The sequence below is a fragment of the Massilia aurea genome (assembly GCF_024753205.1).
In the GTDB taxonomy this organism is placed as follows: Bacteria; Pseudomonadota; Gammaproteobacteria; order Burkholderiales; family Burkholderiaceae_D; genus Telluria; species Telluria aurea.
The window spans coordinates 529,181-551,294 of sequence record NZ_JANUGZ010000001.1; the positions used below are offsets into that span (position 1 = coordinate 529,181).

Below are 22,114 nucleotides of genomic sequence, written 5' to 3' on the forward strand. Positions count from 1 at the left end.
ACGTCTCCTTACTCGGGCGTGGATGCAGCCGGTGCCGCCCCGGCGCCTTTCATTGGCGCTTCGGCGGCGCCCCGGATCGTGCACATCAAGTCGCCCTCGACAGCGACCTTGCCGTCGACCGTGGCGACGGCCTTGTACTTCCAGATACCGCGCGAGACGCGCACGATTTCCACTTCCATGCGCAGCTGGTCGCCCGGCTCCACTGGCCGCTTGAAGCGCGCATTGTCGATGCCGACGAAGTACACGACCGAGTTTTCATCCGGCTTGACGCCCATCGTCATGAACGACAGGATCGCGGCGGTCTGCGCCATCGCTTCGATCATCAGGACGCCCGGCATCACCGGCTTGTGCGGGAAGTGGCCGTTAAAGAATTCTTCGTTGATGGTGACGTTCTTGATCGCGACGATGCGCTTGCCCAGTTCGACATCCAGCACGCGGTCGACCAGCAGCAGCGGATAGCGGTGCGGCAGGTATTCCTTGATCTGGTTGATGTCGAGGGTGGTGAGTTCTGGCGTAGTCATTGTTGTTCTGTGAGGGTTTTGATGGTTTTCTCGAGCGCGCGCAGTTTTTCGCGCATCGAGCCCAGGTTGCGCACGATCGCGGCGCTGCGTTCCCATTCAGCGTTCTTGGCCAGCGGGTAAAAGCCCGTGTACTGGCCAGGTTCGAGCACCGAGCGCGATACCATGCTACCCGATGAGATATGCACGTTATCGGCGATCTCGAGGTGGCCGAGCACCATGGCGGCGCCGCCGAACGTGCAGCGGCTACCGATCTTGGCGCTGCCGGCCACGCCGACGCAGCCGGCCATCGCGGTGTGCGCGCCGATGCGGGTGTTGTGGCCGATCTGGATCTGGTTGTCGAGCTTGACGCCGTCTTCGATGATCGTGTCTTCGAGCGCGCCGCGGTCGATCGTCGTGTTGGCGCCGATGTCGACGTCGTCGCCGATCAGCACGCGGCCGGTCTGCGGAATCTTGATGTACACGCCGCCTTCGTTGGCAAAGCCGAAGCCGTCGGTGCCGATCACGGCGCCCGAATGCAGGATGCCCCGCTTGCCAATCTCGCAGCCGGCGTGGAACGTCACGTTCGCGAACAGGTGCGTGCCTTCGCCGATGACGGCGTTGCGCCCGACGTAGCAGCCGGCGTCGATGACGGCCTGCGCCCCAATCACGGCGCCGTCGTCGATCGTCACGTGCGGCCCGATGTGGGCGCTCGGATCGATCACGGCGGACTCCGCAACGACGGCGCTCGGGTGTACGCCTGCGGGCGGCACATGGTCGGTCAGCGAGGCGAAATACTGCGCCGCGCGGGCGAAGTATGCGTAAGGGTTGGTGGTGACGATGCGCGCGCCTTCATAGGTCGCGGCTACCGTCGGGTCGTCCAGCGGCGACAGGATCAGGGCCGCGGCCCCGCTTTGCGCCGCCAGTGCGCGCAGCTTGCTGTTGGAGAGGAAGCTGATGTGCGAAGCGCCGGCCGTGTCCAGGGGAGCAATCGCCGTAACCTCGAGGTTCGGGTCGCCCACCAGCTGTCCGCCGAAGCGCTCGACCAAATCGCCTAGTCGAATGCCCATCTCGGTCTTTCAGTGTGAGTCAAAATCGGTAAAGCAGGAAAACACTGCCGACAGATGTTACTTGTCGAGCAGCTTGAGGATCTTGTCGGTGATGTCCACGCGCGGGTTCACCCACGCCGCTTCGACCAGTACCGCATCGAGCTTTTCGGCTTCGGCGTACTGCTCCACGAGCTTGTAGGCCTTCTGTGCAATCGCGGCGCGTTCTTCGTTCTTGCGCTGCTGCAGGTCTTCCTGGAACTCGCGCTGCATGCGCTCGACGTCTTTCTGCATGTTGAACAGCTCGCGCGCGCGGCGCGTGCGTTCCAGCTCGGCCAGGCTGCTGCCTTCGGCATCGAATTTCTCGGACGCGCCCTTGAACTTGCCGACCATCTCTTCCATGGCCTTCTGACGCTTGGAGAATTCAGCGGCCAGCTTGGCGTCAGCCGCCTTGGCCATCTTGGAGTCGGTCATCAGGCGCTCGGTGTAGACGAAACCGATGCGGCCCGTCGCCACCTGCGCCTGCGCCTGTGCCAGCGGCGACGCGCACACCGCGGCCAGCAGCAAGGCTGGCGCCACGGTGGGCTTGAAGCCGTCAGGCAGCGAGGCAATCAGATTTTTCAACATAAAGTCTCTCGCAATCGTTCTTCAGGACGCAGTGGGCCGGTCAGAAACCGGTACCCATCTGGAACTGGAAGCGCTCCAGGCGGTCACCTGGCAGCGAATTCAGCGGCTTAGCATAACTCAACTTGAGCGGACCGACCGGGGAAATCCAGGACAGACCGATACCGGCCGAGTAGCGGAACTCGCCGAAGCGGATCTTCGCGTCCTCCTGGAACACCTGGCCACCGTCGGCGAAGGTGAACCAGCGCAGGCTGCGGTCGGTGCCGCTGCCCGGGAACGGGAACTGCAGTTCGGCGTTGACGATGATGCGCTTCGAGCCGCCGATCGCATCGTAGTAACGCTGGTCGACCACGCCCAGCGACGAGCTTTCGTAACCGCGCACCGAACCGATACCACCCGCATAGAAGTTCTTGAAGACCGGGTAGGCGCTGCCGCCAATGCCCTTGCCGTAGTCGAACTCGCCGCGCAGGGCCAGCGTCATCCAGCGCGTGACCGGCTTCCACCACTGGTGTTCGTACACGAGGCGGTAGTACTTGGCGTCGCCGATCGCATCGACTTCGAAGTTGGCGCGCTGGAAGCGGCCACGGCTTGGCGTCACGGCGCTGTCGCGCGTGTCGCGGCCCCATGCCACCGTCAGCGGGATAGCATTGGTGGTGGCCGAGCCGACACCATTCGAAGGGCCGCCGTTCTGGCTCACGAACGTACGGTAGATGGATGGCGACGACTCGTCGGTTTCCAGTTCGGTACGTTCCAGGCCCGCACCGAAGTAGACGGTATCGGACTCGGAGAACGGCACGCCGAAGGTCATGTTGCCGCCGGTCTGGCGCACCGTGTACGAACCGATGTTCAGCGCCGGTGGACGCGACGTGCGCAGGTAGAGCGAGAACGCGCGTGAGACGCCGTCGTCGGTGAAGTACGGATTGGTCTGCGAGAACGCGATCGTCCGGTTGTACTTGCTGGTATTGAGTTCGATGCCGACCGTGTTGCCGCTGCCGGCGAAGTTGGCCTGCGAGATCGACGCGGTGAACGTGAACTTCTCGGACTGCGAGAACGCGCCACCGATCATGAAGTTACCGGTCGGCTTTTCTTCGACGGCGATGTTCACGTCGACCTGGTCGGACGTGCCTGGCGACTCGGGCGTTTCGACCTTCACGTCCTTGAAGTAGCCAAGGCGGTCGACGCGGTCGCGCGAGAGCTTGACGCGGTTGGCGTCGTACCACGAGCTCTCGAACTGGCGGAATTCGCGGCGGATGACTTCATCGCGCGTGACGGTGTTGCCGGTGATGTTCATGTGGCGCACATAGGCGCGCTTGCCCGGGTCGACGAAGAACGTGAAGGCCACTTCGCGTTTTTCGCGATTGAGCTCCGGGTTGGCCGTGACGTTGGCGAACGCGTAGCCGAAGGTGCCCAGGCGATCGGAGATCAGCTTGTTGGTGCCTTCTTGCAGGTCGCCCACGTAGGTCTTGCCCGGCTGGAGCAGGATCAGCTGCTTGAGCTCTTCTTCGCGGCCGAACATTTCGCCTTCGAGCTTGACGCTCGAGACGGTGTACTGCTCGCCTTCGGTGACGTTGAGCGTCAGGTAGATGTCGCGCTTGTCCGGCGTGATCGACACTTGCGTCGATTCGACGTTGGCTTCGAGGTAGCCGTGATTCAGGTACCACGACTTGATCTTTTCCAGGTCGCCGGTCAGCTTCTGCTTGGAGTACTGGTCAGCCTTCGAATACCAGGTGAACCAGCCGGACGGGCGCAGCTCGAGCAACTGGCGCAACTCTTTGTCGCTGAACGCCTTGTTGCCGATGATGTTGATGCCCTTGATCTTGGCGACATCGCCTTCGTCCACGTTGAACATGATCGTGACGCGGTTGCGTTCGATCGGGGTCACGGTGGTGGTGATCTTCACGCCGTACAGGCCATGCGACAGGTACTGGCGCTTGAGTTCCTGCTCGGCGCGGTCGACCGACGCCTTGTCGAAGATCTTGGTCTGGGCCACGCCGATTTCGGACAGCGCCTTGACCAACATGTCTTTTTCGAATTCCTTGGTGCCCGTGAAGTCGACCGACGAAATCGCCGGACGCTCTTCGACCAGCACGACCAGCACGCCGTTTTCTTCTTCGAGGCGGATATCCTTGAAGAAGCCGGTTGCATACAACGCCTTGATCGCGCTCGAGGCCTTGACGTCGTCGAAGGTCTCGCCCACGCGCACCGGCAGGTAGCTGAACACGGTGCCTGCCTCGGTACGCTGGATGCCCTCGACCCGGATGTCCTTGACGACGAACGGGTTGACGGCCATGGCATTATTTGCGTACAGCGTGGCGCACAGCGCCACAACGGCGGAGCCGATCAGGCTGCGGCGAATGAACGGCAAGGCGAAACGATCTTGTTGTGATTTCATTGGCTGGATCAAAGGGTCACTCATTTGGACAACGATTGCTTGGTGATTTGACTGGGCTCCCGGGGAGCGAACCGCGGGCGGCTAGAGTAAGCGTCCCAGGTCGTTGAAGACGGCGAGCGCCATCAGCATGAACAGCAGGCCGACCCCGGCGCGCTGTGCGAACTCGACGACGCGCACAGAAACAGGACGCCCGGTCAAAACTTCCAGCGAATAATACAGTAAATGGCCACCATCCAGAACGGGAATTGGTAACAAATTCATGACGCCTAAGCTGATACTAATAAAGGCAATAAACTGTAAATAGCTGACGAGCCCAATGCGGGCGGTCTGTCCGGCGTAATCGGCGATCGTGATGGGACCCGTCACATTTTTCAGTGACGCCTCGCCGGTAATCATCTTGCCGATCATTTTCAGCGTCATCGTGGACGTTTCCCAGGTGCGCTCCGCACCGCGCGCGATGGCGTCGAACGGGCTTGACGAGACAGTCACCATCTCGGGCGCCTGCGCCACCATCGCCTTGATCACGCCGCGGCCGTTGGCGTCCGCCTCGGGCGTCAGCGACAGCGTGACGGGCGCGCCGGCACGCTGGACTTCGACCTGCAGCGCGCGGCCCGGTGCGGCGCGCACCGCGTCGATGAAAGCGATGCCATCCACCACCGGCGCACCGTTCAGGCGCAGCACGAGGTCACCGGCCTGCAGGCCGGCGCGCTGCCCTGCCCCGTCGGCGATCACCTTGTCGATGCGCGGCTGCGGGCGCCACAAGTCCAGGCCGAGCGTGGCCATCACGTCGCTGTCGACATCGAGCTTGCCGATGACGGACGCCGGCAGCACCACGGTATATGCCCCGCCGCCCGTGCTGCGCAGGTCCAGGCGCGCGTCGGTCTTGTCGACCGCCGCGTGCATGATCTGCCAGCGCAGCTCGGACCACGAGCGCACGGCGCTGCCATTGACAGCAACCACGGTCTCGCCGCCGCGCACGCCGGCGCGGTAGGCTTCCGTCGATTCGGCCACGGCGCGCAGGCGCGCCGACGGCTCGTCCACGCCATGCATGAAGAGTGCGGCCATCAGGACGATCGCCAGCGCGAAGTTCGACAGCGGGCCGGCGGCGACGATGGCAATGCGCTTCCAGACATTCTGGCGCGTGAATTCGCGCGACAGCTCGCTCTTGTCGATCGGGCCAGCGTCGGGATCGCGGCTGTCGAGGAACTTGACGTAGCCGCCCAGCGGCAGCAGCGACACCGCCCACTCGGTCTGGTCGCGTCCGAAGCGGCGCGACCAGACGACGCGTCCCATGCCGATCGAAAAACGCAGTACCTTGACGCCGCAGGCACGCGCCACCAGGTAGTGACCCAGCTCGTGGATCACGATCAGGGGGCCGAGCGCCAGCGCAAACGCCAGCACGGTGTAAAGCAGGGTCATTGGGCGGTATCCGTCAATCAGTGCAGACTGGCGACCGCATGCGCTGCAGCCTCGCGGGCGCGCGCGTCCTGGGCCAGCACGGCCTCGATCGACGGCGCCGGGCCATGCTCGACGGCGTCGAGTGCATGGCGGATGACGCGGTCGATGTCGCGGAAACCAATGCGGCGCTCGAGGAACGCGTCCACCGCGACTTCATTGGCGGCGTTGAGCAGTGCCGGGGCCGTGCCGCCGGCGCGCAGCGCGTCGAAGGCCAGGGCCAGGCATGGGAAGCGTGTGAAATCGGGCGGGAAGAACTGCAGCGCCGCCATCTGCGTCAGGTCGAGCTGGGCCACGCCGGACGCGATCCGGTCCGGGTACGCCAGCGCGTGCGCGATCGGCGTGCGCATGTCGGGGTTACCCAGCTGTGCCAGTACCGAACCGTCGACGTACGACACCATCGAGTGGATCACGCTTTGCGGGTGGATCACGACCTCGATCTGGTCGGCCGGCGCGCCGAACAGCCAGTGGGCTTCGATCACTTCGAGGCCCTTGTTCATCATGGTTGCCGAATCCACCGAGATCTTGCGGCCCATGACCCAGTTCGGGTGCTTGCAGGCTTCGTCCGGGGTCACGTCGCCAAGCGTCTCGACGGCGCGGTTCAGGAACGGGCCGCCCGATGCGGTGAGCAGGATCTTGGCCACCCCGGCTGCCGCCGGCACGCGAGCGAAAGCGGCGGGCAGCGACTGAAAGATGGCATTGTGTTCGCTGTCGATCGGCAGCAGCGTTGCATTGTGCTCGCGCACGGCGTCCATGAACAGCTGGCCGGACATGACCAGCGCTTCCTTGTTCGCCAGCAGGATCTTCTTGCCGGCGCGGGCCGCAGCCAGCGTCGGGGCCAGGCCGGCGGCGCCGACAATGGCGGCCATCACGGTGTCGGTGTCGGCGTTTGACGCGATATCGCACAGCGCCTGCTCGCCGTATTCGACGCTGGTAGGCAGGTCGGCGATCAGCGTTGCCAGGCGTGCGGCCGCGTCGGCGCTACCGACCACGGCGCGCGCGGGGCGGCAACTGCGGCAGGCGGCAGCCAGTTCTTCCACGCGCGAGTGGGCGCTCAGCGCGTACACCTGGTATTGCTCCGGATGGCGCGCCAGCACGTCGAGGGTCGAGGCGCCGATCGAGCCGGTGGCGCCCAGGATGGTAATGCGTTGCATGTGAACTTCCTTCTAGAGCCAGGTGGCGATCAGCGCCGCCAGTGGCAGGACCGGCACGAGTGCGTCGATCCGGTCCAGCACGCCGCCGTGGCCCGGCAGCAGGTTGCTGCTGTCCTTGGCGCCGGCGCGGCGTTTGAGCTGGGATTCGAACAGGTCGCCAACGACGCTGGCAACCACGATGAGGGCAATCACGGCGAACAGGCCGAGCCAGCCGAGGCCCGCCTGGACGCGCACGGCGAACGTGCCGGCGAAGGCTTCGCCGCCGAACAGGACGGTGCAGGCGGCCAGCACCAGCGTGACGAGTCCGCCGCCGATGGCGCCCTCCCACGATTTACCAGGCGAGATGCTCGGCGCCAGCTTGCGCTTGCCGAAGGTCTTGCCGCAGACATAGGCAAAGATGTCGGCGGCCCAGACGATGGCCAGCACCGACAGCAGCAGCACGGCCGAATAATTGAACAGGTAGACGATGGCCACGAAGCAGGCCACCAGCGAAATCGCATAGAGCAAGCTCAGCAAAGTGTTGGGGGTGCTCGACAGCGGCGGCAGGCCGAACTTGAGCGTCGGTGCGAAACGCAGCGCCCACAGCAGCACGCCGATACCGAACCAGAAGGTTGGATTGCCCTGCTCGCGCACGAAGAACGCGTAGGCAAAGGCCAGCGTCCAGGCGCCGGCGATCAGGAGCGCGCTACGGGCGCCGGGGTTGAACAGGCGAAAACATTCCCAGATCGCGGCGCCGAAAAAGACGCAGGCCACCACCGCAAACGCCGTGTAATTGTTGGAGTACAGAACCGGCAGCAGGACTGCCAGCAGGACGAGTGCGGTGAGAATCCGGGTCTTGAGCATTTAGTTGGTCTTCTTCGCTACTTGGGCGCCGGTCTGGCCAAAGCGCCGTTCGCGCTCCTGGTAGGAGCCAATCGCCTCGTCCAGCGCCTTTGGCGTGAAGTCAGGCCAGAAGGTGTCGGTAAAGTGCAGCTCGGCATATGCCAGCTGCCACAACAGGAAATTCGAAATGCGTTCTTCGCCGCCGGTGCGGATGAACAGGTCGGGCTCAGGCGCATACGCCATCGCCAGGTGCGGCGCCAGCATGTCTTCACTGAACTCGGTGACGCCGGGGTTGGCTTTCACCATCTTGCCGGTTGCCTGCATGATATCCCAGCGCCCGCCATAGTTCGCGCACACGGTGACCGTCAGGCGCGTGTTGCCGGCCGTGCGGCGCTCGGCATTGGCGATCATATCCTGCAGCTTGGCGTCGAAGCGGCTCAGGTCACCGACCACTTTCAGGCGGATATTATTGGCGTGCATCTTGGCGACTTCGCGCTCGAGCGCCGTCACGAACAGGCGCATCAGCAGCGAGACTTCGTCGGCAGGACGACGCCAGTTCTCGGACGAGAACGCGAACAGCGTCAGGTATTCGACGCCCCGCTCGACGCAGGCTTCGACCACGCCGCGCACGGCTTCGACGCCCTTGACGTGGCCGGCCACGCGCGGCAGCAAGCGTTTGGTTGCCCAGCGGCCATTACCGTCCATGATGATGGCAATATGGCGTGGCACGGCGGACGTGGCGGGAACGGCGGTGGTCGAGCTTTTGAACATCAGATTTCCATAAAACTGCGCCAGAGAGCTGCGCTACAGAATTGCACCTGGCATTGCGCAATTGGCCAATCATAAGGCACGCGGACCGGCCGCGGCAAGTTGCCGGGGCCGGTCCGCAGGAAAGCCCGGGGGCTCGCCGATGAAATGCCTGCTTACACGGTCAGGATTTCTTTTTCTTTTTCGCTCAGCAGCTTGTCGATGTCAGCCACGGCCTTGTCGGTCAGCTTCTGGATTTCGTCCGACGAACGGCGCTCGTCGTCTTCCGATGCGGTCTTGTCTTTGACCATTTTCTTCAGCGCTTCGTTGGCGTCGCGACGGATATTGCGCACGGCAATTTTCGCGTCTTCACCTTCGGACTTGGTCAGCTTGACCATTTCCTTGCGGCGCTCTTCGGTCAGCGGCGGGGTCGGCACACGGATCATTTCGCCCTGCGACGACGGGTTCAGGCCCAGGTCGGCATCGCGGATGGCCTTTTCGATAGCCGCCAGCATCTTCTTTTCGAATGGCTGGACGCCGATCGTGCGGGCATCAACCAGCGTCAGGTTGGCCACCATCGGCAGCGCCGTTGGCGAACCGTAGTAGTCGACCGTGACGTGATCCAGAATGCCGGTGTGGGCGCGGCCGGTACGGACCTTGGCCAGATCGGCGCGCAGGGTTTCGATGGACTTGACCATGCGGTCTTGTGCGTTTTTCTTGACGTCAGCTAAGGACATGCTGCTCTCCTGTTGTTCAGTTAATTTAGACGTGGACCAGTGTACCTTCGTCTTCACCCATGATCACGCGCGTGAGCGCGCCGGGCTTGACGATGGAAAACACCTTGATCGGCAGTTTCTGGTCGCGGCACAGTGCGAACGCGGTGGCGTCCATCACCTGCAGGTGTTTCGAGATGGCTTCGTCGAACGTGATGCTCTCGTAGCGGGTCGCGGTTGGATCCTTGTTCGGGTCGGCGCTGTAGACGCCATCGACCTTGGTGGCTTTCAGGACGATCTCGGCCGAGATTTCGGCGCCGCGCAGGGCGGCAGCCGTATCGGTCGTGAAGAACGGATTGCCGGTACCGGCGGCAAACACGACGACCTTGCCCTCTTCGAGGTATTGCAGCGCTTTCGGGCGCACGTAGGGCTCGACGACCTGCTCGATGGCGATGGCCGACATGACGCGGGCGGTGATGCCGACGTGACGCATCGCGTCCGCCAGTGCCAGCGCATTCATGACGGTGGCCAGCATGCCCATGTAGTCGGCGGTCGCGCGGTCCATGCCCTGGGCGCCGGGGGCGACGCCGCGGAAGATGTTGCCACCGCCAATGACGACCGCGATCTGCACACCCAGCTTGGCGACTTCGGCCACGTCGGCCACCATGCGTTCGATGGTGGCGCGGTTGATGCCGAACTGATCGTCGCCCATCAGTGCTTCGCCAGACAGTTTCAGAAGGACACGTTGGTAAGCTGGTTTTGTCATGATGAAGCGGCTCCTTTAAGATAGTGCTGTGGATCGAATTCGGGTCTGACCAACGCCTCGTGGGCGGGTCTCATCCGTGCCGGGACGGATGGGATTGTAAAGCGGGTACGGCGTGGGGCGCGCTACGCATGGCGGACGCGACGATTGTTGGCTCTACGCTCATCCGGAATGATAACGGAGACGCAATATGCATCCTGCAAAACTTACGTTCGGATACCAAACCAAACCAAACCAAACCGGCTCCGCTCGCTGCCCCATCACCGCACCGCCAACCATCACCGCGTGGATGGCGCAGCCATCCACCCTACAAAAACGGGCCTCACGGCCCGTTTGTTTGATTACTGCTTGTTGGCAGCCATCTGTGCTGCGACTTCAGCTGCGAAGTCGTCGACCTTCTTCTCGATGCCCTCGCCCACCACGTACATGGTGAAGCCCTTGACGGTGGTGTTGGCCGCCTTGATCATCTGTTCGATCGACTGCTTGTCGTTCTTGACGAACGCCTGGTTCAGCAGCGAGACTTCTTTCAGGTACTTCTGCACCGAACCGTCGACGCGCTTGGCGACGATGTCAGCCGATTGTGGCTGCTTGCCTTCGGCGACGGCCTTGTCGGCATCTTCCTTGGCTTTCAGTTCAGCGACCGAACGCTCTTTTTCGATCATTTCTGCTGGCACTTGCTCCGACGACAGAGCGACTGGCTTCATGGCAGCGATGTGCATGGCCAGGTCCTTGCCGACTTGCTCGTCCGCACCTTCGAAATCGACGATGACGCCGATACGGGTGCCGTGCAGGTACGACGCCAGCTTGCCGGTGGTTTCGAAACGCTGGAAACGACGCACGGTCATGTTCTCGCCGATCTTGCCGATCAGGCCAGTACGGACGTCGTCGAAGGTACCGCCTTCGTGCGGCAGTGCTGCCAGTGCAGCGACGTCAGCCGGGTTGTTTTCAGCGACCAGACGTGCTGCCAGGTTCACCAGCGCCAGGAAATCGTCGTTCTTCGCGACGAAGTCGGTTTCGCTGTTGACTTCGACGAGCGCGCCGACGTTGCCCGAAATATAGGTAGCAACAACGCCTTCAGCGGTCACGCGTGCCGATGCCTTCGATGCCTTGCCGCCCAGCTTGACGCGCAGGATTTCTTCAGCACGACCCATGTCGCCGTCGGCTTCGGTCAGTGCTTTTTTGCATTCCATCATTGGTGCATCGGTCTTGGCGCGCAGTTCGCCAACCATTGCTGCAGTAATAGCTGCCATAGTGTGTTCTCCTAAATGTGTATCCAGGGGTGCAGTCCGCGAATGATGTGCGTTCTGCAAGTATTTAGCTTAAAAAAAGGGGGGCTCGACAGTACGGCGCCCCCTTCTATGTGGCAGCAGGCACATGGCCTGCCATCACTTATGCCTGCTCGGAAACTTCGACGAAGTCGTCGCCGCCGGCTGCCTTGACCATGTCAGCCAATTCGTTGGTCGCGCTGGCGCGGCCTTCGATGATCGCATCGGCAACGCCGCGTGCGTACAGGCTGATGGCTTTCGACGAGTCGTCGTTACCCGGGATGATGTGGGTCACGCCTTCTGGCGAGTGGTTGGTGTCGACGATGCCGATGACCGGGATGCCCAGCTTGCCGGCTTCGGTGATCGTACCCTTGTGGTAGCCGACGTCAACGACGAAGATCGCGTCTGGCACGCCGCCCAGATCCTTGATACCGCCGATCGACTTTTGCAGCTTGATCATTTCGCGCGAGAACATCAGCGCTTCTTTTTTCGACATCTTCTCGACCGAGCCGTCTTCGACCAGGACTTCCATTTCCTTCAGGCGCTTGATCGACGTCTTGATGGTCTTGAAGTTGGTCAGCATGCCGCCGAGCCAGCGCTGGTCGACGTATGGGACGCCGGCGCGTTGCGCTTCAGCTGCGATGATGTCGCGAGCCTGACGCTTGGTGCCGACCATCAGGATCGTGCCGCGGTTGGCGGAGATCTGCTTGATGGTTTTCATCGCATCCTGATACATCGCCATGGTTTTTTCCAGGTTGATGATGTGGATCTTGTTGCGATGACCGAAGATGAACGGTGCCATCTTTGGATTCCAGAAACGGGTCTGGTGGCCGAAGTGAATACCGGCTTCCAGCATTTCGCGCATAGTAACGGACATGTAATTCTCCAGGGTTGGGTCTTGAATGTGGCCAGTCACCAAGCAGGCACCCTTTTAGGGCCACATTCGCGATTTCTATCAATTAAAAAACTTTATTTTTACAACGTTGCACGATGTGAATCCGAGCAACCCGAGATTCTAGCGGAATTGTCAGCATTATTCAAGCGTGCAATCGCAGCCGGGCCAGGCGGCGCGTTGCCCCAGGCTCTTCCCCTGCCTTACAGCAGTGACGCGACATCCCTTATAATGGCGGCCATACTGCCCCGACCATTGCCACCCCGGTCGCCGGGCGCTCACCCGATACCACGCAGGATACGACTCTCCTATGGCCACCATCATCAAGACCCTCGAAGAAATCGACGGCATGCGCGTCGCTTGCCGCCTCGGCTCGGAAGTGCTGGACTATATCACTCCGTTCATCAAGCCCGGCGTCACCACCGGCGAGCTCGACCGCCTGGCCTACGAATACATGGTCAACGTACAAGGCACGATCCCGGCCACGCTCAACTACGCCCCACCCGGCTACCCGCCGTTTCCGGGCTCGATCTGCGCCTCGCTCAACGACGTGATCTGCCACGGCATTCCGGGCGACCGCGTGCTCAAGAGCGGCGACGCGCTGAACATCGACATCACGCCGATCACCAAGGAAGGCTTCCACGGCGACAACAGCCGCATGTACCTGGTCGGCGAACCGTCGATCATGGCGCGCCGCCTGTCCGAAGTTACCTTTGAATGCATGTGGCTGGGCATCGCCGCCGTCAAGCCGGGCAAGCACCTGGGCGACATCGGCTACGCGATCCAGCAGCACGCCGAAAAGAACGGCTATAGCGTCGTGCGCGAATTCTGCGGCCACGGCGTGGGCCGCTCGTTCCACGAAGAGCCGCAAGTGCTGCACTACGGCCGCCCGGGCACGCTCGAAGTCCTGCAACCCGGCATGATCTTCACGATCGAGCCGATGATCAATGCCGGCAAGCGCGACATCAAGGAAATGCCGGACGGCTGGACCATCAAGACGAAAGACCGCAGCCTGTCGGCGCAGTGGGAACACACGGTGCTGGTCACCGAGACCGGCGTCGAAGTCTTGACGCTGTCGGCCGGCAGCCCGCCGCCGCCGGCGATCGCCCTGCCGCTGCTCGGGCCGGACTTTGTCTGGTCTGCGCCTGCCCCTGCCGCTGCGGCGGCATAAGGAGCCGCCATGGGGCACGCCGAACACCTGGACACCGTCCGCACCACGCTGCGCCAGCGCCTCAAGAATGAGCGCCAGCTCGTGTTCCAGGCGTTCCACGAAGACGGCATGCCCGAAAAACTGCTGCGCAACCTGCGCCAGGTCGTCGATGCGGTCTTGATCGACGCCTGGCAGGCGGCCGGCCTGCCCGCCGGCACCGCGCTGGTGGGCGTGGGCGGCTACGGGCGCGGCGAGCTGTTTCCATATTCGGACGTCGACCTGTTGATCCTGCTGGCCGCTCCACCGGACGCAATCACGCAGGCGCGCCTCGAAGGCCTGGTCCAGCTGTTGTGGGACCTGGGCCTGGAGATCGGCCACAGCATCCGCACGGTCGACGAATGCCTGATCGAATCCGCAGCCGACATCACGGTGCAAACGAGCCTGCTCGAAGCGCGCCTGGTCACCGGCAACGAGCCCCTGTTCGACACGCTGCAGCAACGCTACCGCGAGGCGCTCGACCCGCAGGCGTTCTTCCGGGCCAAGACGGCCGAGATGCGCCTGCGTCACGCCAAGCACGAATACACGGCGTTCGCGCTCGAACCGAATGTCAAGGAAAGCCCGGGCGCGCTGCGCGACCTGCAAGTGATCATGTGGGTGGCCAAGGCCGCAGGCCTGGCCGACAGCTGGGGCCAGCTCGCCACGCGCGAGCTGATCACGCGCATGGAAGCGCGCCAGCTGATGGAAAAGGAAAGCGCGTTCAAGGACATCCGGATCCGCCTGCACCTGCACACCAAGCGGCGCGAAGACCGCCTGGTGTTCGACGTGCAGACGGCGATCGCCAACACGCTCGGCCTGGTCGAGACGGACGATGGTCCAAACGTGCGTCGCCCGAGCGAACTGCTGATGCAGCGCTACTACTGGGCCGCCAAGACCGTCACGCAGCTCAACACGATCCTGCTGCAGAACATCGAGGCCCAGCTGTTCCCGCAGCCGGCCGTTGCCTTCCCGATCAGCGCCCATTTTTTGCAGATGGGGAACCTGATCGACATCGCGCAGGACGACACGTTCGAGCAGACGCCTACCGCGATCCTCGAACTGTTCGTCGTGATGACCGAGCGCCACGACATCAAGGGCATGACGGCGCGCGCTACCCGCGCACTGTGGCATGCCCGCACCCAGATCGACGACGCGTACCGCGCCGATCCGGTCAACAAGGCGCTGTTCCTGCGCGTGCTGCAGGCGCCGCGCGGCATGGTGCACGCGCTGCGCCGCATGAACGAATTCGGCATCCTGGGCCGCTACCTGCCTGCGTTTCGCAAGATCGTCGGCCAGATGCAGCACGACCTGTTCCACGCTTACACGGTCGACCAGCACATCATGATGGTGGTGCGTAACCTGCGCCGCTTCACGATGCCCGAACACGCGCACGAATACCCGTTCTGCAGCCAGCTGATCGCCGACTTCCGCGACCGCTGGGTGCTGTACGTGGCCGCGCTGTTCCACGATATCGCCAAAGGGCGCGGGGGCGATCACTCCAAACTCGGCATGGACGACGCGCGCCAGTTCTGCAGCAGCCATGGCATGACCAAGGCCGACACCGAACTGGTGGTATTCCTCGTCGAGCAGCACCTGACGATGTCGCAGGTCGCGCAGAAGCAGGACCTGTCCGATCCCGACGTCATCGCGGCGTTTGCTGCGGTGGTCAAGGACGAGCGCCACCTGACGGCGCTGTATCTGCTGACCGTGGCCGACATCCGCGGCACCAGCCCCAAGGTCTGGAACGCGTGGAAGGCCAAGTTGCTGGAAGACCTGTACAAGACGACGCTGCGCGTGCTGGGGGGCGAGCCGCATTCGGCCGACCGCGAGCTGCGCGCGCGCCAGAAAGAAGCACTGGCCACGCTGCGCCTGTTTGGCCTGCCGGTCGACGCGCACGAAGCGTTGTGGAAGCAGCTGGACGTGGCGTACTTTTTGCGCCACGACGCCTCCGACATCGCCTGGCAGACGCGCGCCCTGCACGACAAGGTCGACAGCGACAAGCCGATCGTGCGGGTGCGTCTGGCGCCGATCGGCGAAGGGCTGCAGGTGGCCGTGTACATCAAGGATCAACCCGACCTGTTCGCGCGCATCTGCAGCTACTTCGACCGCAAGGATTTCTCGATCCTCGACGCCAAGATCCACACGACGCGCCACGGCTATGCACTCGACAGCTTCATGGTGGCCGACGAACACTTCGCCGGCAGCTACCGCGACATCATCAACCTGATCGAGCACGAACTGAGCGCGCTGCTCGTGTCGCAGGAACCGCTGCCGCCGCCGTGCCGCGGACGCCTGTCGCGCATGTCGCGCACGTTCCCGATCACGCCGACGGTCGAAGTGCGGCCTGACGAACGGGGCCAGTTCCATGTGCTGTCGATCGCCGCCAATGATCGTATGGGCCTGCTGTATGCGGTATCGAGCGTGCTGACGCGCTACCGCATCAACCTGCACACCGCCAAGATCATGACGCTGGGCGAGCGCGTCGAAGACGTGTTCCTTGTCGACGGCCCCGCCCTGAACAACCCGCGCATCCAGGTCCAGCTCGAAACGGACCTGCTCGACGCGCTCAAGATCTGATTTACTCCTTCACCGAAAAGCTTTGACAATGACCGAACCGCTCCGCCTCTCCAAACGAATGTCCGAACTGGGCCTGTGCTCGCGCCGCGAAGCCGATGAATGGATCGCGCGCGGCTGGGTGCGGGTGGATGGCCAGGTGGTGTCGGAGCTGGGCAGCAAGGTGCTGCCGACGCAGCGCATCACGGTCGAGCGCCAGGCCGCCGCCGAGCAGTCCAAGCGCGTCACGGTGCTGATCCACAAACCGGTCGGCTACGTCAGCGGCCAGGCCGAAGACGGCTACACGCCGGCCGTTGCGCTGATCCGGCCCGAGAACCGCTGGGCCGACGATCCGTCGACGGAGCAGTTCCACCCGACCCAGCTGCGCAGCCTCGTGCCCTGCGGGCGCCTGGACATCGACTCGGTGGGCCTCCTGGTGCTGTCGCAGGATGGCCGCATCGCCAAGCAGCTGATTGGCGAGACGACGTCGATCGAGAAGGAATACCTGGTGCGCGTGGAGTACACCAAGCCTGGCACGCTGCCGGACAGTGAACTCAAAAAGCTCAAGCACGGCCTGTGGATGGATGGCAAACCGCTGCTGCCGGCCAAGGTGCGCTGGCAGAACGAGGACCAGCTGAGCTTCACGCTGAAGGAAGGCCGCAAGCGCCAGATCCGGCGCATGTGCGACATGGTGGGCCTGAAGGTACTGGGCCTGAAGCGCGTGAGGATCGGCCGCGTCAAGTTGGGTGACCTGCCGGTTGGGCAGTGGCGGTATCTGACGCCGGAAGAAGGGTTTTAAGGCCTTCGGATTCTATCGCGGCCGTTCTGGCTGTAACGATCACCGCGTGGGCGGCATAGCCGCCCACCCTACGGCGCATTGTCATCAACCGGCGCATTGACGTAGGGTGGACGGCTGCGCCGTCCACGCGTTGGATGTTGGCCGCGGCGATATCGCGCCGGGTGTTCCCACAACGGCCACGTTACGGCAATGGCGCGTCCTCGGCCACCAGGCCCTCAGTGCGCAGCGCTTCCCAGAACGCTTTCGGAATCGCCATCTCCATCAACACCGCATTCCGTCGCAGGTGCTCCGGGCTGCTGGCGCCCGGGATGGTGGCGGCGACCACCGGATGCGCCAGGCCGAACTGCAGCGCGGCCGCGGCCAGGTCGACGCCGTGGTCGACCGCTACTTTGCGCAAGCGGTCGCGCTGCGCCAGCTTGCCCGCATCGGCCGGACCGTAATCGTAATTCGGCCCGCCCGCCAGGAAGCCGGAGTTGAACGGTCCACCGATGACGACCTTTGCGCCGCGCTCGGCGCACAGCGGGAACAGTTCGGCCAGCGGCGTCGTTTCCATCAGCGTGTAGCGCCCGGCCAGCAGGAAGATGTCGGGATCGGCATCGCGCAGCGCGCGCAGGCACGGCTCCACCGTGTTCACGCCCAGGCCCCAAGCCTTGATGACGCCCTCCTCGCGCAGCTTCGTCAAACCCTCGAAGGCGCCGCCCGGACCGGACGCGATCCGGTAGTAGTGGTCGAACTGGTCGCCGAACATGTCGGGCGACAGGTCGTGCACGTAGACGATGTCGATGGATGCCAGCGCCATGCGCTGCAGGCTGTCTTCCACCGAGCGGCGCGCACCATCGGCCGTGTAGTCGATCACCCGCTTGAAGGGCAAGGCGCCGACGAACGGCGCGGCGATTTCGCCCGGCGTGGATGGGGCCAACAGGCGGCCGACCTTGGTGGAGAGCGTGTAGTCGGCGCGCGGGCGGCGGCGCAGTGCGTGCCCGAAGCGGTGTTCGGACAGGCCGGCGCCGTAATGCGGCGCGGTGTCGAAGTAGCGGATGCCGGCGTCCCATGCGGCATCGGCGGTCGCCTGGGCTGCTTCGTCGCTGGTAGCGTGGTACATGTCACCAAAGCCCGTGCCGCCCAGGCCCAGGCGGGTGATCGGTTGATAGCGTTGCGTCATGGTGTGTCCTTTGTGCATGAATCAGACACAAATTCTGCCTGACGCACGCGGACCCCGTCGCACAGCAGGCTAGCGCCGGCGCCGTTCGATCTGCACCAGCGCCGCGCCCAGCACCTCGAGGTCAACCGGTTTGGCGAACAGGTCGTGAAAGCCCGCGGCGCGTGCTTCGGCGCGGTCTTTCTCCTGCGCGTAGCCGGTGACCGCGATCAGGATCGCATGATCGGTCCCGGGCCTGGCGCGCAGCGCCCGTGCCAGCTCGAACCCATTCATCTCGGGCAGGCCGATATCGAGCAGGCACACGTCCGGCTCGAACGCCGGCAGCGCTTCCAGCGCGGCGCGCGCCGAATGGGCAACCGACACCGTGTGGCCCAGCGTCTCGAGCAGCAGCGCCAGCGTCACGGCGGCGTCTTCATTGTCGTCCACCACGCCGATGCGCAGCGCGGCCGGATTGCCCTGCGGCGCATCGGTCCCGATAGCCGGCGCGGCAACGCCCGCGCGCGAGGACAGCGGCAGCGTGACCCGGAACGTGCTGCCGCAACCCGGCCCATCGCTGGCGGCAGTCACTTCGCCGCCATGCAGCTTGAGCAGGCTGCGCACGAGCGCCAGGCCGATGCCCAGGCCGCCCTGGCTGCGATCCAGCCCGCGCGTGCCCTGGGAGAACAGGTCGAACGCGCTGGCGATCAGCTCGGGCGACATGCCGATGCCATCGTCGCGAATCGTCAGGTCGATCAGCGCACCGCGCGTGGCCAGGCGCACCTCGATGCGCCCGCCCTCGAGCGTGTACTTGGCCGCGTTGCTGAGCAAATTGGTCATGACCTGCACCAGACGCTTGCGGTCACCCACGACCAGCGCCGGCGCCGGCATCGCCTCGAGCACCAGCCGGTGGCCATGCTTCTCGATCAGCGGCCGTACCTGTTCGACCGCGTCGGCCAGAACATCCTTCAGGTCGAGTTCGACGAATTCGAGCTCCACCTTGCCGCGCGTGACGCGCGACACGTCGAGCAGGTCGTCGATCAGGGAGGTCATGTGGCCCGCCTGGCGCGCGATGATGTCGGCGGCGCGCTGCACCATGCTTGGCTGGAGCTCGAAATTCGACAGCATCGTGGCCGCCGAGACGATCGGCGCCAGCGGGTTGCGCAGCTCGTGCGCCAGCATCGCCAGGAATTCATCCTTGCGCTGGTCGGCGCGGCGCAGCGCTTCGTTCAGCGCTTCCTGGTCCGTCAGCGCCCGGCGCAGTTCGATCTGGCTCATGACCTGGTGCGCCATTGTCGTGAGCATGAACTGCTGCTGCTCGGTCAACCCTTCCGGCCGCGGTTTCTTGTCCAGCACGCACAGGGTGCCGAGCGGCACGCCGTCGCGCGTGCGCAGCACGGCGCCGGCATAGAAGCGCAGGCCGCCATCGGCCGTGACGAGCGGATTGCAGCTGAAGCGGGGATCGTCCCGGGTGTCGGGCACGATCATCTGCTCTTGCTCCAGCAGGGCGTGCCGGCAGATCGAGTTATCGAGCGGCATTTCGCGCGTGCCCAGGCCGATCTCCGACTTGAACCACTGGCGTCCGCGCGCGATCAGGTTGACGGCAGCAATCGGCGCATCGAGCAGCTGGCTGACCAGGCGCACCACGTCATCGAAAGAGCGTTCCGGCGGCGTATCGAGGATGCCGAAGGAATCGAGGACGGCGAGGCGTGCATCTTCATCGAAGTTGGCGGAATTGGACGTCATCGCGGGAAAGCTTCAAGTGGCACGGTAAAAGGAAGCCGGCATCGGCAAAGGGGAAAGCATGATCGGCAGGCCAGGCCTGCCAAATGGCTACCCATTATAAATACCAAACCGCTCCCCTGCATGTGCATGGCGTCCACGAAACTGTGCATGCCCGCGTGACAGGCCGCTAGTTGCGGTTGCGATCGGCGAGAAACTGGATGGCGCGGGGATGCTGCGGGTTGGCGAAGAAGTCGCCGGGCGCGCCCTTCTCGAGGATTTTACCTTCGGCCATGAACCAGATGCGGTCGGCCACGTCGCGCGCGAACCCCATCTCGTGGGTCACGCAGACCATCGTCATGCCTTGTTTTGCCAGCGTGCGCATCACCTGCAGCACCTCGCCCACCATCTCCGGGTCGAGCGCGCTGGTCGGCTCGTCGAACAGCATGATCGACGGCCGCATGGCCAGCGCGCGGGCAATCGCCACGCGCTGCTGCTGGCCGCCCGACAGCGCGTCAGGATAGGCGTCGGCCTTGTGGGCCAGGCCCACCTGGTCGAGCAGCGCCATCGCCTGTTCCCTGGCGTCGGCCTTGCTGGCGCGTTTCAGCTGCACCGGCGCCAGCATGCAGTTCTCGAGCGCCGTCAGGTGCGGGAACAGGTTGAATTGCTGGAACACGAAGCCGATGCCGGCACGCAGCGCGTTCACGTCAAAGCCTTTGGCGTGGATATCGCGCCCGTCGATGGCGATGCGGCCACCGTCGATGTCTTCGAGCCGGTTGAGCGTGCGGATCAGCGTCGACTTGCCCGAGCCCGATGGCCCGCATACGACCAGCACTTCATTTTTTTCCACGCGCTCGGTGATCCCCACCAGCGCGTGATATTCACCGTAATACTTGTTGACGTTATCGAGAACGATCATCGTTCGCTTCTTTCAGAAATTCAGTGCGCACCGACGGGCCGCCGCTGCAGGCGCCGTTCGAGCAGGAAGGCCAGGCGCGACAGGCCGAAGCACAGCAAAAAATAGGTCAGCGCCAGGATCAGGTACACCTCCACCGACCGGGTAAACACGAGCGTGTTGATCTGGGTGGCGATGAACGAGACTTCCGAAAGGCCGATGATGTAGCCAAGCGAGGTCGCCTTGATCGTCGAGACCAGCTGGTTCACGATCGACGGCAGGCCGTGACGCAAGGTCTGCGGCAGCACGACGTGGCGCAGCGCCTGGCCGTAGCCCAGGCCCAGCGAACGGGCGCTTTCCAGCTGCCCTTTCGGCAGCGCGCGGATGCCCGCCGCCACGATCTCGGCCAGATACACGCTGTCGAACACTACCAGCACGATCAGCATCGTCGCGGCCTGCGAGGTCTTCACGCCGGTCACCGCCGGCAAGAAGAAATACACCCAGAACAGCACCAGCAGCAGCGGCACGGCGCGCACGAGCTGCACGAACGCGCCCACCGGCAGGCTGATGGCGCGCCGGTGGCTGACGCGCGCGATGCCGAGCATAAGACCAAGCGGCATGGCCAGCACCAGCGCGGCGCCGGACAGCAGGATGGTCAGCACCAGGCCGCCAAGCGGGCCGTCAGGGTATTGGCCGACCAGGAAGTACAGCCAGTAGGTATCGATCAATTCCAGCATCGGGACACTTTCATGGTCAGCCCGCCGTGCGCACCGGATAGCGGCGCTGGAACAGGTAGGCGGCTGCCGAAATGAGCAGCGAGACGGTCAGGTAAGCCAGCGTGGCGAAGGTGAACGCTTCCAGGCTGCGAAAGCTCGCCGTCTCGACGCGCGCGGCCTGGTACATCATCTCGGCTGCGCCGATCACGGTGGCCACGCTGGTGTCCTTCCACAGATTGACCGTCTGCGACAAGAGCGGCGGCACGGAAGCGCGCAGCGCCTGCGGCAACAGCACGAGGCGCACCGCCGCGGCGCGCCCCAGGCCCAGCGAACGGGCTGCTTCCAGCTGGGTCGCGGGCACCGCGCGGATCCCGCTGCGGATATCCTCGGCCATGTGCACGCCGCTGTAGAGCGTGAGCGCAATGACGGCGCACACCACTTCGGGATTGTTCGCGTACAGGATCTCGCGCAGTCCCTCGGGCAGCAGCTCGGGGAACGCAAAATACCAGAACAGCAGGTGCGCCAGCAGCGGCACATTGCGGATCGACTCGACGAGCGTCGTGCCAATCGCGCGCAGCAGCCTGGACGTCGAGGTGCGCATCACCGCCACCAGCGCGCCGAATGGCAGCGCCAAGGCGAAGCTGATCACGGTCAGCTGGATCGACAGGATGAAGCCCTGCACCAGCCAGTCGTGGTACTCGCCGGATTGCAGGATGGTCGGATCGAACAGCGCCAAGG

General features: G+C 64.0%; 19 protein-coding genes and 1 pseudogene. 3 read left to right on the top strand and 17 right to left on the bottom strand.

All coding sequences use genetic code 11. The annotated features are described in order from the left end of the window. Positions 1–8 precede the first annotated feature (8 nt). From fabZ to rpsB, 12 genes are all read right to left on the bottom strand, one after another. A complete protein-coding gene (gene fabZ / locus NX775_RS02145) occupies positions 9–521 on the bottom strand; it encodes a 3-hydroxyacyl-ACP dehydratase FabZ (RefSeq protein WP_183552960.1) in 513 nt (170 codons plus the stop codon). Next, a complete protein-coding gene (lpxD, locus tag NX775_RS02150; RefSeq protein ID WP_258834503.1) occupies positions 518–1,567 on the bottom strand; it encodes a UDP-3-O-(3-hydroxymyristoyl)glucosamine N-acyltransferase in 1,050 nt (349 codons plus the stop codon). The genes fabZ and lpxD overlap by 4 nt, the downstream gene beginning before the upstream one ends. A 57-nt stretch (positions 1,568–1,624) precedes the next feature. Continuing rightward, the gene (locus tag NX775_RS02155) at positions 1,625–2,170 is read right to left on the bottom strand and encodes an OmpH/Skp family outer membrane protein (protein ID WP_258834504.1); all 546 of its coding nucleotides are present in this window, start codon (positions 2,168–2,170) and stop codon (positions 1,625–1,627) included. Between the two features lie 40 nt (positions 2,171–2,210). Beyond that, the gene (gene bamA, locus NX775_RS02160; RefSeq protein ID WP_258834505.1) at positions 2,211–4,559 is read right to left on the bottom strand and encodes an outer membrane protein assembly factor BamA; all 2,349 of its coding nucleotides are present in this window, start codon (positions 4,557–4,559) and stop codon (positions 2,211–2,213) included. A gap of 81 nt (positions 4,560–4,640) precedes the next feature. After that, entirely contained in the window at positions 4,641–5,978 is a 1,338-nt protein-coding gene (gene rseP / locus NX775_RS02165) for an RIP metalloprotease RseP (RefSeq protein ID WP_258834506.1), read from the bottom strand. Positions 5,979–5,995: 17 nt separating this feature from the next. Next, a complete protein-coding gene (gene ispC / locus NX775_RS02170; protein ID WP_258834507.1) occupies positions 5,996–7,168 on the bottom strand; it encodes a 1-deoxy-D-xylulose-5-phosphate reductoisomerase in 1,173 nt (390 codons plus the stop codon). Between the two features lie 12 nt (positions 7,169–7,180). Next, entirely contained in the window at positions 7,181–8,011 is an 831-nt protein-coding gene (locus tag NX775_RS02175; RefSeq protein ID WP_258834508.1) for a phosphatidate cytidylyltransferase, read from the bottom strand. Beyond that, on the bottom strand, positions 8,012–8,761 hold the full coding sequence (uppS, locus tag NX775_RS02180) for a polyprenyl diphosphate synthase (protein ID WP_370660556.1): 750 nt from the start codon (positions 8,759–8,761) through the stop codon (positions 8,012–8,014). A 152-nt stretch (positions 8,762–8,913) separates the two neighbouring features. After that, positions 8,914–9,474, bottom strand: a complete 561-nt coding sequence (gene frr / locus NX775_RS02185) for a ribosome recycling factor (RefSeq protein ID WP_258834509.1) — start codon at positions 9,472–9,474, stop codon at positions 8,914–8,916. Between the two features lie 25 nt (positions 9,475–9,499). Continuing rightward, on the bottom strand, positions 9,500–10,216 hold the full coding sequence (gene pyrH, locus NX775_RS02190) for a UMP kinase (protein ID WP_183552976.1): 717 nt from the start codon (positions 10,214–10,216) through the stop codon (positions 9,500–9,502). A gap of 338 nt (positions 10,217–10,554) precedes the next feature. After that, positions 10,555–11,463: a translation elongation factor Ts gene (gene tsf / locus NX775_RS02195; protein ID WP_258834510.1), complete on the bottom strand. Its 909-nt coding sequence runs from the start codon at positions 11,461–11,463 to the stop codon at positions 10,555–10,557. A gap of 139 nt (positions 11,464–11,602) precedes the next feature. After that, positions 11,603–12,355 carry a 30S ribosomal protein S2 gene (gene rpsB, locus NX775_RS02200; RefSeq protein WP_258834511.1) on the bottom strand — a complete coding sequence of 251 codons (753 nt, stop codon included), beginning with the start codon at positions 12,353–12,355 and terminating at the stop codon, positions 11,603–11,605. A gap of 295 nt (positions 12,356–12,650) precedes the next feature. Between rpsB and map the strand changes: the two are divergent. From map to NX775_RS02215, 3 genes and pseudogenes are all read left to right on the top strand, one after another. Next, positions 12,651–13,541 (top strand): annotated as a pseudogene (gene map / locus NX775_RS02205) (type I methionyl aminopeptidase); the annotation flags it as partial. Between the two features lie 9 nt (positions 13,542–13,550). After that, positions 13,551–16,133 carry a [protein-PII] uridylyltransferase gene (locus tag NX775_RS02210; protein ID WP_258834512.1) on the top strand — a complete coding sequence of 861 codons (2,583 nt, stop codon included), beginning with the start codon at positions 13,551–13,553 and terminating at the stop codon, positions 16,131–16,133. Positions 16,134–16,161: 28 nt separating this feature from the next. Beyond that, entirely contained in the window at positions 16,162–16,908 is a 747-nt protein-coding gene (locus tag NX775_RS02215; RefSeq protein WP_258834513.1) for a pseudouridine synthase, read from the top strand. A gap of 181 nt (positions 16,909–17,089) precedes the next feature. Here the strand turns inward: NX775_RS02215 and NX775_RS02220 are convergent, their stop codons facing one another. The 5 genes from NX775_RS02220 to NX775_RS02240 form a co-directional block, all read right to left on the bottom strand. After that, positions 17,090–18,070, bottom strand: a complete 981-nt coding sequence (locus NX775_RS02220) for an aldo/keto reductase (protein WP_258834514.1) — start codon at positions 18,068–18,070, stop codon at positions 17,090–17,092. Between the two features lie 69 nt (positions 18,071–18,139). Next, a complete protein-coding gene (locus NX775_RS02225; RefSeq protein ID WP_258834515.1) occupies positions 18,140–19,789 on the bottom strand; it encodes a hybrid sensor histidine kinase/response regulator in 1,650 nt (549 codons plus the stop codon). Between the two features lie 166 nt (positions 19,790–19,955). Beyond that, the gene (locus NX775_RS02230) at positions 19,956–20,684 is read right to left on the bottom strand and encodes an amino acid ABC transporter ATP-binding protein (RefSeq protein ID WP_258834516.1); all 729 of its coding nucleotides are present in this window, start codon (positions 20,682–20,684) and stop codon (positions 19,956–19,958) included. A gap of 20 nt (positions 20,685–20,704) precedes the next feature. Beyond that, entirely contained in the window at positions 20,705–21,397 is a 693-nt protein-coding gene (locus NX775_RS02235) for an amino acid ABC transporter permease (RefSeq protein WP_258834517.1), read from the bottom strand. Between the two features lie 16 nt (positions 21,398–21,413). Next, positions 21,414–22,112, bottom strand: coding sequence for an amino acid ABC transporter permease (locus tag NX775_RS02240; RefSeq protein WP_258834518.1), 699 nt, complete (start codon positions 22,110–22,112; stop codon positions 21,414–21,416). Positions 22,113–22,114: the final 2 nt, after the last annotated feature.